This is a genomic window from Mangrovibacterium sp., from assembly GCF_041596335.1.
Classification (GTDB): domain Bacteria; phylum Bacteroidota; class Bacteroidia; order Bacteroidales; family Prolixibacteraceae; genus Mangrovibacterium.
The window spans coordinates 38,902-50,460 of record NZ_JBFHIT010000035.1 but is presented as its reverse complement, the minus strand read 5'-3'; the positions used below and the strand labels follow the sequence as shown (position 1 = coordinate 50,460).

The 11,559-nt window shown below is 42.8% G+C and carries 5 protein-coding genes and 1 pseudogene; all 6 read left to right on the top strand.

Annotation, left to right across the window (positions count from 1 at the left end):
* Positions 1-578 precede the first annotated feature (578 nt).
* The 6 genes and pseudogenes from ABZD21_RS12875 to ABZD21_RS12850 all read left to right on the top strand — a co-directional run bounded on the left by ABZD21_RS12875 (position 579) and on the right by ABZD21_RS12850 (position 11,376).
* The gene (locus tag ABZD21_RS12875; RefSeq protein ID WP_372775430.1) at positions 579-2,294 is read left to right on the top strand and encodes a RagB/SusD family nutrient uptake outer membrane protein; all 1,716 of its coding nucleotides are present in this window, start codon (positions 579-581) and stop codon (positions 2,292-2,294) included.
* Positions 2,295-2,721: 427 nt separating this feature from the next.
* Positions 2,722-3,912 (top strand): FecR family protein, encoded by a 1,191-nt coding sequence (locus tag ABZD21_RS12870; protein ID WP_372775429.1) that lies wholly within the window; start codon positions 2,722-2,724, stop codon positions 3,910-3,912.
* Between the two features lie 84 nt (positions 3,913-3,996).
* Complete coding sequence (locus ABZD21_RS12865) at positions 3,997-5,076, top strand: carboxypeptidase-like regulatory domain-containing protein (protein ID WP_372775428.1); 1,080 nt, start codon at positions 3,997-3,999, stop codon at positions 5,074-5,076.
* A 15-nt stretch (positions 5,077-5,091) separates the two neighbouring features.
* A pseudogene (locus tag ABZD21_RS12860) lies at positions 5,092-7,488 on the top strand (SusC/RagA family TonB-linked outer membrane protein); the annotation flags it as partial.
* A gap of 79 nt (positions 7,489-7,567) precedes the next feature.
* Positions 7,568-9,280, top strand: coding sequence for a RagB/SusD family nutrient uptake outer membrane protein (locus ABZD21_RS12855; protein WP_372775427.1), 1,713 nt, complete (start codon positions 7,568-7,570; stop codon positions 9,278-9,280).
* Between the two features lie 512 nt (positions 9,281-9,792).
* Positions 9,793-11,376 (top strand): sulfatase, encoded by a 1,584-nt coding sequence (locus tag ABZD21_RS12850; protein ID WP_372775426.1) that lies wholly within the window; start codon positions 9,793-9,795, stop codon positions 11,374-11,376.
* Positions 11,377-11,559: the final 183 nt, after the last annotated feature.

The window sequence follows — 11,559 nt, the reverse complement described above, 5'->3', positions numbered from 1 at the left end:
GAGCATGGAGTGTAAATCACGCTAACAAGAAGGTACTGAAGATAGCCTTAAACGCAAAAAGAAGGCCATGGCTCGATGGTATTTTTGCTAAAGTCGAAAACCTTGCCCCTCCTTTTCAATATCTTAATGCATAATGCGGGTTTAAAGGTCCGGCAAATGGTCCGTTCCACGCCTTTGTTTGGGAAGGTCATCTGGATTACTTCAGACCGGAAGACACGACCAATCCGCTAGGCGCCAACACCGATGCCTATTTCCCAAAACCATACTTAAACGGTGGAGGCCGGAACAATAAAAACTATAGCTATCACACCGATAGATTATTACAGAATGCTGCTTATACAAGATTAAAAAATGTACAGATTGGCTACACCGTACCTCGCAGTTTAACACGCAGGCTTAAATTGGACAAAGTAAGAATTTACGCTACCGGCGAAAATTTATTGACTCTTACCGATTTGATGTTCTTTGATCCTGAAACAAATACTTCAGGGCTGACAGGTAGTGCACAATCCTACCCTTTATCAAGAGTAATTTCTACAGGGGTAAATATTACATTCTAACAAAAAAACTAAATAATAATGAAAAATATATTCAAATTATTTATTCTGAGTGCCGTGATATCTTTTACTTCTTGTGACGATTTTTTAGATAGAACGCCCTTGGATGAAGTTTCTGAAGCTACTTTTTACAGTACTCCTTCAGATTTGCAAGCTGCTGTAAGCGGTTTTTACAACGACCTGCCGGGATGGTCTGCATTGTCCATCGGCTATAATATTTTGCCTGATATGTACTCTGATATGGGAACTGCACAAGAACCCAGTAACAGATTAAGTGGCTTGAGTTATGAGGTTCCTACTTCTGCGTCGGCAAGTGTTTGGAGCTGGGATGAAGTTCGGGAAGCCAACTGGTATTTAGCCCATGTTGACCAGGCTACGGGCGATGAAACACTCATAAACCAATACATTGGCGAAGGTTACTTTTTCAGAGCCTACTATTATTTCGAATTGTTGCAAAGATATGGTGACCTTCCCATCTTCCGGGAGTATTTCGATAACACCGATGAAGACTATGTCTACGCTGCCAGAGATCCACGAAATGAAGTCGTTGAGTTTATGATAGCGGATCTGGATACAGCGATTGCTAAATTGCAGTCGTTCCCCGATATTTCTTCAACACCAAGAATAAGCAGGGAAGTGGCCCAGTTGTTCAAAGCCAGAGTAGCACTGTATGAAGGAACTTGGGAGAAATACCATGCTGGCACTGATTTCGGAGTGACCGGAGCTGACGGATCGGAATTCTTACAAATTGCTGCCGAAGCTGCCGAAGACGTTATGAACAGCGGAGTGTTCTCGTTGTACAGCGATTACAAAACACTGTTTAACCAAATGAGTTACAGTGGAAATAGTGAAGTAATGCTGTGGAGAGATTACAATTCAATTGAATTGAGCATTGCCAATGTATTGCAGCAGCAATGGCCAAACAGATGTGGATATACCAAATTTGCAATCGATAGCTATTTGTGTACCGATGGAGATCCAATTTCGGTGAGTGACCTTTACCAGGGCAACACCAACCTGTCGACCATTGAAGTTAACCGCGATCCCCGATTGGCAGCATTAATTATGGTGCCCGGCGATCTGGAAGAAATTAAAGCCGATGGCTCCGAGGTGTATTGGGACTACCCGGATTTCACAAGCACGAATACTGGTTTAACCGGATTTGAGTCTGAAAAATACAGAAACGTTCAGTACGACGCTAACTATGGCGATTTTACCGAAGATACACCACGAATCATTTTTAGATATGCGGAAGCTTTATTGATTTTTGCAGAGGCTAAAGCCGAACTGGGAACCATCTCTCAAAGTGATTTGGACAAATCGGTCAATCTGTTGCGCGACCGTGTAGGTATGCCGCATATCACACTTGGGTCAATAACAACCGATCCTGATTGGCCAAATTATGGCTATTCTCTATCAGCAATTTTGTACGAGATACGCAGAGAACGTTCTGTTGAGCTAATGGCTGAAGGATTTAGAGATGATGATTTGTACCGGTGGAGAGCGCATTCGTTGTTTGACGGCGATCAACCCAGAGGTGCTTATCTGGAAGATGGCATTGTGAACACAACTTTAGATGTTGCCAATGCCAGCATCGACGATGAAGGATTTTTATTACCTTTCGCAAGTACAGGTATCTATAATTTCGACGAGTCTAAAGCCTATTTGTTGCCATTGCCATTAGACGAGTTGTCACTGAATCCAAACCTGACTCAAAATCCAGGTTGGGCCGATTAATATGGTGATTAAATAAAGTTGCTCGGTGAACAGTATTTGGTTCGCCGAGCAACTTTCGTTTAAACACATACTGACTATTTTTTAGCATCCGGTCATTCGGTTGCAGTTAGTAAAGTCGAAGGTTATCCGATGAGCTTAATTGAGCTTGTAGGATAACCTTTTTTCGTGGCAGCCTGTTTTGTTTCGTCTAATCGATCGGGTTAAGCGCATTTTTCCATTAAAGCATCAGCTTTGTTTAAGAGCGAAGGGGACGGAATGAGTCAGTTTATCATATGATAAACTTAGTGCAAGTTGTTGTCGTTGAATTGGATAATTCATTTTTATTTTATAGTGGTGAAATAAATTCAAGAAGGCAAAAAAAAAGTTAAAAATTCTTGTCCCTTTTTTAATCCCATGTCCTCCTTATATCATCAAATCTTGATATAACATGGAGTTGTATAATCGATTAATTGAAAATCCTTTGTTCTTTAAGTGGATCTATCATCCAACCATCGAGATAGAATCTTACTGGAGACAATATTTGGAATCGAACCCCGAAGAGGCAAACCTTATTTTGGAGTTTAAATCGCGCTTTCAAAAGCAACTCTCCTATAAAAATGAATCCCTTTCAGAATACGAAAAGAGGCAGCTGGCACGTCGGATTATCAGTCAGCTAGGGAGTGTTGATTTGCATAGAAAGAAGGTGTTGTTTGTACGTTCGATCATGCGTTACGCGGCGGTAGCCATTATTTCACTTATGTTGGGTGGAAGCCTGGTTTACCTTTACCTTCCGAAAGATGAAGTAGCCTTCCCAATAGAGAGCTTATCTCTGTCTCAAAATATCTCGGAACCGATTCTTATCCTCGGAAATTCAAGAGAAATCAGGTTGAAGAAAGATGAGTCGGAATTGGAGTACTCAGCCAACGGAGCCATTCGGATTGACAAAGAACAAGTCGTTCGCGAATCAGCCAAGAGCAACAGTCCATCCATGAATACCCTGATTATTCCTTACGGCAGTCGTTCAACAATTACCCTGGCCGATGGCACCAAAGTATGGCTAAACGCAGGTAGTCGGTTGGTGTATCCGTCGCGGTTTACCGATAAAACGCGCGAAGTTTTTTTGGTCGGAGAGGCCCTGTTTGATGTCGGGCATGATAAAGACCATCCGTTTATTGTAAAAACCAAAGACTTGTCGGTAAAGGTTCTGGGTACAAAGTTCAATGTAACGGCTTACCCCGAAGATCAGAGCATTCAAACGGTGCTGGCACACGGAAGCGTTGAGTTGATAAAATCAAAAGCCGGGCTGTTCGATCGGCCTGTTTTACTCGAACCGGGACAAATGGGTTTTTGGAGTAAAGAGAATAATGAAACTATTGTTAGTCAGGTTGATGTGTCGAGCTATACCTTGTGGGCCGAAGGCTTATTTAGCTTTGCCGATGCTGATTTAAGTCGGGTAGTCAAAAAGCTTGAACGCTTTTATAATATTCAGTTTAAGTATGAAAATCCGATGGATGGAACGATGATCATCTCCGGAAAGCTGGATGTGTCAAAAGATCAGCGGGAAGTATTCGAATACCTCGAAAAGTTGACCCGGTTGAAGTTTGAGAAAATAAACGCCTGGACCTATGTTATAAAATAAACAAACCGGAAAATGTGCGACCATTTTCCGGTTCTAAATACCATTTCAATAACAGTATTTTTTAACAGTAAAAACAACAAATTTATGAAAAAAAATGGGTTGAACGATTCCCTTGACCCGGGAGTCTTCCAAAAAATGAGTAAAATTATGCGAATTCTTTTTGTTCTGATTTTTGGTATTTCGATGGCAGCTCAAGCAAAGAGCTATGCGCAAAATACTCGGATCGATGTTGATTTAAACAATTCGAGTGTACGGGAAGTGATAAATTATGTGGAGAATAACAGCAAGTTTATTTTCCTGTACAAGAATTCTGATTTGGACATGGAAAAGCGGGTTAGCCTAAAATTGACCAATGCTTCCATTGACGAAATCTTGAGTGTCATTTTTTCGGACGATAATATCTCGTATGATATTTACGACCGACAGATTGTTGTGCGTGGTGTTGAGAAACAAGTTCAGCAAACACTGCAAGGAGATCGAAAGATTACCGGGATTGTTAGTGATGACCAGGGAGAACCGCTTCCAGGCGTTTCGGTTATTGTTACCGGTACTACAAAAGGCACCGTTACCGACCTCGATGGTAAATTCAATTTGAATGTTCCGGGCACTGCTGCTTCAATTACTGTTTCATTTATTGGTATGAAAGCGCAGGAAGTACTGATTGGTCAAAAGAGCCAGTTTGTTATCGTACTGGAACAGGATGTTGAAGGGATTGACGAAGTCGTGGTGGTAGGTTACGGTACGCAACAAAAAGCGAACATTACAGCCTCTGTTTCTCAAATTAAAGGCGATATTCTTGAAAACCGTGCCGTTACAAACGTATCGAGAGGTTTGCAAGGTGCCGTTTCCAACCTTAATATCACAAGCACAAGTTATGGTGGCGAGCCCGGAGCTTCAATGGATTTAAATATCCGGGGGTTGGTTACCGTGAATTCAGATGGTGATGTTGAAAATGGATCGCCGTTGGTATTGGTTGATGGTGTTGAAATGGCTATCAACGATGTTAACCCGGAAGATGTGGAGACTATTTCAGTATTAAAAGATGCTTCGGCTGCAGCCATTTATGGTTCACGGGCGGCTGCCGGTGTAATCCTGATTACCACCAAAAATGGTAAAAATATGAATGGTGGCATGAAGATCGACTATTCAAGCAACTTCTCGTAGGCTTCACCTACAAAATGGCCGGATCAGGCCAGCGCGATTGACTTCGCCTACACCATGAACGATGCGGCTACCAACGTGGGCTCAAGTGTGTACTACACCGACGAGGAACTCGGGTATATTATTATGAACATGGAAAGCCCGGGCAGCGCGCCAACTTTGCAAGTTGCATCAGATGGTGTAAGTTGGGATCAGTCGAACGTAGGTTTAGGTGCTACTGCCGCAACCGACTGGAAAGATTTTCTATTTAAAGACTGGGCTCCCCGCTCAAAACATAACATCAGTTTTAGAGGTGGTACTGATAAATTAAATTACTATGCATCAGCTGGATATTACAGCGAAGATGGTATTAATGCTCATGCCGACGAATTCTACAAACGTTATAACTTTGATGTTAAAATCAGCGCCAAACCTTATGATTGGTTGAGTTTCGACCTGTTGACAAAACTATCAAAGAGTGAAGAAAAACACCCTTGGGATTATTCATACGGCGGTGGACGTATTTTCGACTTGCTCTCGAAGATTAAACCTACCTTACCTACGGTTGACCCGCTCTTTAACGAACCCTTGGTTCAAGCCTATTACCCATTATGGGATACCCAATGGCAGGACTACGAGAAAAATCAAGTAACCTTATTGCCTCGTGTGGTTATTGAACCGGTTAAAAACTGGTTAATCAACCTGGAATACAACTATAAGAGGGACAATAATATAAATAGTTACACAGCACTGCAGTACGAGTATCACCAAGCAGACGGAAGTTCCGCGTATACGCCTACCGAGTCATTAACTCAGGTGAAGCCAACCTTGTACCACAACGAGTATTACTCGCCAAACATTTACACGTCTTATTCCAAAGACTTTAACGGACATAACTTTAAGGTCTTGGCAGGTTATCAAAGCGAAACACAGGATTACTACAGCTTGTCGGTATCAGCCAATACGTTAATCACCGACAATATTCCGTCAGTGTCAACTTCGGTTGGCGAAATTACGGCTAGCGATGGTATTTCAACCTATTCGACCCAAAGTTATTTCTCAAGGTTTAACTACGATTACAAGGGGAAATATTTATTTGAGATGTCTTACCGTTACGACGGCTCTTCAAAATTCGAAGAAAGTCAGCGTTGGGCTGGATTCCCATCTTATTCGGTAGGTTACAACGTTGCGAAAGAAGATTTTTGGCCATTTAAGGACGACATTCAAACATTTAAGCTGAGAGGTTCGTACGGTCAACTCGGAAACATGAACGTTAGCAATTTCACCTACCTGTCAACCATGAGTGTGAATGAAGGAACTTATTTGTTCGGAGGTGAATGGGATTACTACGTAACAACTCCGAGTTTAATTAGTGAGAATTTAACTTGGGAACGGGTTAAAACCACCGACGTAGGGCTCGATTTATTGGCGCTAAAAGGAAAATTAGGCTTCTCTTTCGACTGGTATCGTACTGATATCTCTGATATGATGGCCGATGGGGCAACTTTGCCTTCGGTACTTGGAACCGATGAGCCAAAAACAAACAGCGGAACTATGCGCACACAAGGGTGGGAAACAGAACTTACCTGGAAACATAAGTTGGGCGACTTCTCTTACAATGTTCGGTTTGTACTTTCTGATTATAAGAGAACTGTGGTCGAGTGGGAAAACTCAACAGGTTTATTGTCTGATTGGTACGAAGGACAAAACGTTGGCGATATCATGGGGCTGGAGTGGGCCGGTTGGTTCGAGAGTGCTGATGATGTAAGCAACTATGGCATCAACCAGACTGCAATCTACAGCTCATGGGAAGCTGGTGATACCAAATATGTTGACCAAAATGATGATGATATTATCGATATTGGCGACAATACCGTAAGTTCTCCGGGCGACCGCGTTGTGATTGGTAATACTACTCCGCGCTACCAGTATGGTCTTACTCTTGGTTGCGAATGGAAAGGTATCGATTTCAGCGTGTTTATTCAAGGAGTTGGTAAACGTGATTACTATATGGGAGGGTCGGCATATCGCGGACCGGCTAACGGACCATACCATGCAAACGTTTACGAGTATCACCTGGATTATTGGAGAGATGAAACCAGTATCTTGGGAGCAAATCCCGATGCGCATTGGGCCAAACCATACTCTGCAAACCCCGGTAAAAATAACCGCAACTACAAGTATAGTGTCGACCGCTATGTAGAGGATGCTTCGTATATGCGTTTAAAGACAATCCAAGTTGGATATACTTTGCCTGGCCGTATTACCAAAAAAGTGAAAATGGATCGGGTTCGTATTTATGTGAGTGGTGAAAACTTGCTGACATTTACCAAATTCCCAATGTACGATCCTGAATCAATAACTGGTAACTACAGTAATGCGATTGCTTATCCATTGTCGAAGGTGATTTCAGCTGGTATTAATGTTTCATTATAAATTTTAAAATGAAACAAACAGAGTCTATAAATTCGATATGCAATAGTCGCACATTGCTAATCACATAAATTAAAAATCAATGAAATACGTTATATATCTATTATTGTTCGTCTCGCTTTTTCCATTGGCATCCTGCGAGGACGACCTCTTGGACACAACACCTCAAGATGAGCTTACTGATGTTAACTTCTGGACATCATCCGGCGATTTAGAACTGTATGCCAATAGTTTTTATCAGAATTTACCGGGTTGGGCAGGTTCTGGAACTGGATATTCCGCTAATCCGGATAATGGCACCGATTTGTCGATGGGTACCTCTGCTTCAGAACGCCTATTAGGTAATGCTAGTGTACCCTCTACTTCCTCGAGCAGTGTTTGGTATTGGGGTAACGTGCGCAAAGCGAATTATTTTCTCGATAATGTCGACCGGGTTACCACCGGCGAAGAGGAAGAATTGAATCACTATCGCGGCGAAGGCTATTTCTTTCGTGCCTATTATTATTTCGATCTTCTTCAATCTTATGGCGATCTGCCAATCATCGACCAATACTTAACTGACGCGGACCTGGACATTTTGTATGCCGCGAGAGATCCCAGAAATGAAGTGGTTGATTTTATGCTGAACGATTTGGATAGCGCCATCTATTTGTTGAAGGCAAAAGGCGACGCGGCTACAGCTCGTGTTTGTAAAGAAGTAGCTATGTTGTTTAAGGCTAGGGTGGCATTGTACGAAGGTACCTGGGAGAAATACCATGCCGGAACCGATTTTGGTGTTGAAGGCTCTGATGGTTCCGACTTTTTAGCGATTGCCGCCGAAGCTGCTTATGACGTTATTGAAAGTGGTTCGTATTCGTTACATTCTGATTATTCCAGCGTCTTTAATCAAACTGACTTGAGCAGTAACAGCGAAGTTATGCTTTGGAAACAGTACGATTATTCAACCTATGGAAAGAGCTATGGTAACGATTCACAAGTATGGCCAAACCGTAGCGGTTATACTCGTTTTGCCGCTCGCAGCTACCTTTGCACCGATGGAAATCCAATTTCGGTGAGTCCTCTTTACGTGGGCGATCTTACCCTTTCAACCATCGAAACAAATCGCGACCCTCGTTTGGCTGCTACTATTATGGTTCCCGGCGATGTGGTTACCATTAACCTCGATGGAGTCACCACCTATTTCACCGTCACCACCTTCACCGGTACAAACTATTGCCCGGGTGGTATGGAAGGTCAAAAATATCGGGTACCCGAGTTCGATGCGAACTTAGTAGCTGTTACCAAGGACCTGGCTAAAATTAGTTTCCGCTATGCCGAAGCATTGTTAATATATGCCGAAGCTAAGGCCGAGCTTGGAACGATTAGTCAAGCTGATTTGGACATCTCTATCAACATGTTGCGCGATCGGGTAAGTATGCCTCATTTAACGTTGGGTGCCATTGTAACCGACCCCGATTGGCCAGCTTATGGTCATGATTTGAGTGATGTGCTGTACGAAATCAGAAGAGAGCGTACTGTAGAGCTCATGAGCGAAGGTTTCCGTTTTGACGACCTGATGCGTTGGAGAGCGCATACCTTGTTCGTCGATCAACGTCCTCGCGGAGCGTACTACGAAGCAACAATTAAAGCTAAAAAATCTGGTCTGTCAGTCGATAGCGAAAACTACCTCGACCCGTATTTAACAGCAGTTGGTGCCTCTGGCTACCAATTCGATCCGGAACGAGATTATTTGAGCGCCCTTCCGGCAGATGAATTAATCGTGAACGAAAATCTGGAGCAAAACCCAGGTTGGTAGTCTTTAAAACGACTGATTAGTTAAAATAGGAGTGAAAAGTGGATGCGAATCCGGCTTTTCATTCCTATTTTTTTTGCTCTGTCAGCCGGGTTTCAGCGCTCGGATTTGCGATGGGCCTGGGAGTTAACTTTACATTCTGGATTGATTTGAGGCTTGTTTTTTATCGACCCGATATCGGACTTTTTGATCCCCGTTGTACAAGCAAATTGTTCAATAATTTGTTCCGGTTGAGCAACCGAAGGTGGCAAAGGGTCATCAGTTTTCGGTACAAAAAAGGGTTCTTCGGTTCCCTAAATACGTCATTTTTATCGGCCACTCAATTCGGCAATAACGATGCCCGGAAAACCTGTGCGGAGGGTAGAAACTTGACTTGCAACGCTGTATCGGCTAGTTACACCGGTTTTTGTACAAAATCAAACACGATATGAACAAACTTAAAGGCTTTTTGGAGCATTTGGTTGCAAATTCGCATATCGGAAAGATTTATAAGAAGACAACAAATAAAAACCAGAATGAAAACTCATCCTTATTTATACGGAGCTTTGGGCCTCTCGATGCTGGCAGCGATAGGTTGCTCGAAAGCCAAAGAGGAAAGCGGCAAGCGTCCAAATATTCTTTTTATCATGAGCGATGATCACGCTTACCAGGCTATCAGCGCATACGGATATGGACTAAATAAGACCCCAAACATTGACCGGTTGGCAAACGAGGGGGCGATTTTTACCCGGGCTGGTGTTACCAACTCAATTTGTGCTCCCAGCCGGGCGGTTATGCTTACCGGAAAACATAGTTTTGTAAACGGAAAAGTTGACAATATCCAACCTTTCGACTGGAACCAGCAGACCTTTCCCAAGGTATTGCGGGCCAATGGCTATGAAACAGCCATGATAGGTAAAATCCATCTGGATGGAAACCCACAAGGGTTCGATTATTCAATGGTGTTGGAAGGACAGGGGAGGTATTACAATCCCGATTTCATTATAAACGGTGAGAAGAAACGGATTACTGGTTACTGTACTGATATTGTTACCGATGCAGCCTTGGATTGGCTTAAAAACAGGCGCGATCAGGACAAACCGTTCTGCTTGCTTTATCACCAAAAGGCGCCACACCGAAATTGGATGCCTGCGCCTGAATATCTAAACCTTTTTGATTCTGTGAATTTTACGCCGCCTGCCAATTATTTCGACGATTATGCCGGCCGTGGAAGCGCGGCCAAACAGCAGAAAATGAGGGTTGACGAAATTATGCGCATGGGGCTCGACCTTAAACTTTTGGTTGATGCCAATGGAGATTCAACTAATATGGTTGAAGACTTGAGACGAATGACCCCGGAGCAACAACAGCGAATACTTGATGCTTATACAAGTGAAACAACTGAATTTAATGCCGCGAATCTCACGGGTGAAGAACTTTCGCTGTGGAAATACAACCGATACATGAGGGATTACCTCAGCTGTATTCAATCGGTAGATGATGGTGTTGGCGAACTACTGGGATTTTTAGAGGAAAATGGCTTAGATGAAAACACGATAATCGTATATACATCAGACCAGGGTTTTTACCTCGGTGAGCATGGTTGGTTCGATAAACGGTTTATGTATCAGGAATCCTACCAAACTCCCTTGTTGGTTCGCTATCCAAAAGAAATTGAGCCGGGCACCAAAATCGATAAGCTGGTTCAGAACCTCGATTTTGCCCCCACACTGCTTGATTATGCCGGGGTAGAAATACCAGCCGACATTCAGGGACAATCGTTCCGGAAACTGGTAGCCGGTGATACCGATGAATTCCGCGATTTCGCGTACTATACTTACTACGAATATCCGGCAGAACATAGTGTGAAACGGCATAATGGCATCGCCACTGAACGCTACAAGCTAATCCATTTTTATTACGATGTCGACGAATGGGAATTATACGATCTTGAAAAGGATCCTTCGGAAATGAACAATGTGTTTAACGACCCGGAATATGAATCTATCAAAGATGATATGATGCGAAAATTTAAAAAGACACGCAAACATTATGGCGATAGCGATCAAAACGATCAAAAATTTATCGACCTGTTTGTGAATCAAAATCATCGGCATTAATAAAGCGACATCTTCAACCTAAACAATCAATAAAAATGAATCTCGTTTTTTGGCTGATTATTTTGAGTGGAGTTGCAGTATTTTCTCAATCCCAAACGAACTGTTTAGCTGTTCTCAACACCGGAAAATTGTGAAAATATCCCTGAAGTAAACGTCAGAACGAAGTAAAATCTAGATACAATA

Excerpts from the sequence above, each read along its gene's own strand:
- ABZD21_RS12875 (WP_372775430.1), top strand. The coding sequence starts at position 579 with ATGAAAAATATATTCAAATTATTTATTCTGAGTGCCGTGATATCTTTT.
- ABZD21_RS12870 (WP_372775429.1), top strand. The coding sequence starts at position 2,722 with ATGGAGTTGTATAATCGATTAATTGAAAATCCTTTGTTCTTTAAGTGG.
- ABZD21_RS12865 (WP_372775428.1), top strand. The coding sequence starts at position 3,997 with ATGAAAAAAAATGGGTTGAACGATTCCCTTGACCCGGGAGTCTTCCAA.
- ABZD21_RS12855 (WP_372775427.1), top strand. The coding sequence starts at position 7,568 with ATGAAATACGTTATATATCTATTATTGTTCGTCTCGCTTTTTCCATTG.
- ABZD21_RS12850 (WP_372775426.1), top strand. The coding sequence starts at position 9,793 with ATGAAAACTCATCCTTATTTATACGGAGCTTTGGGCCTCTCGATGCTG.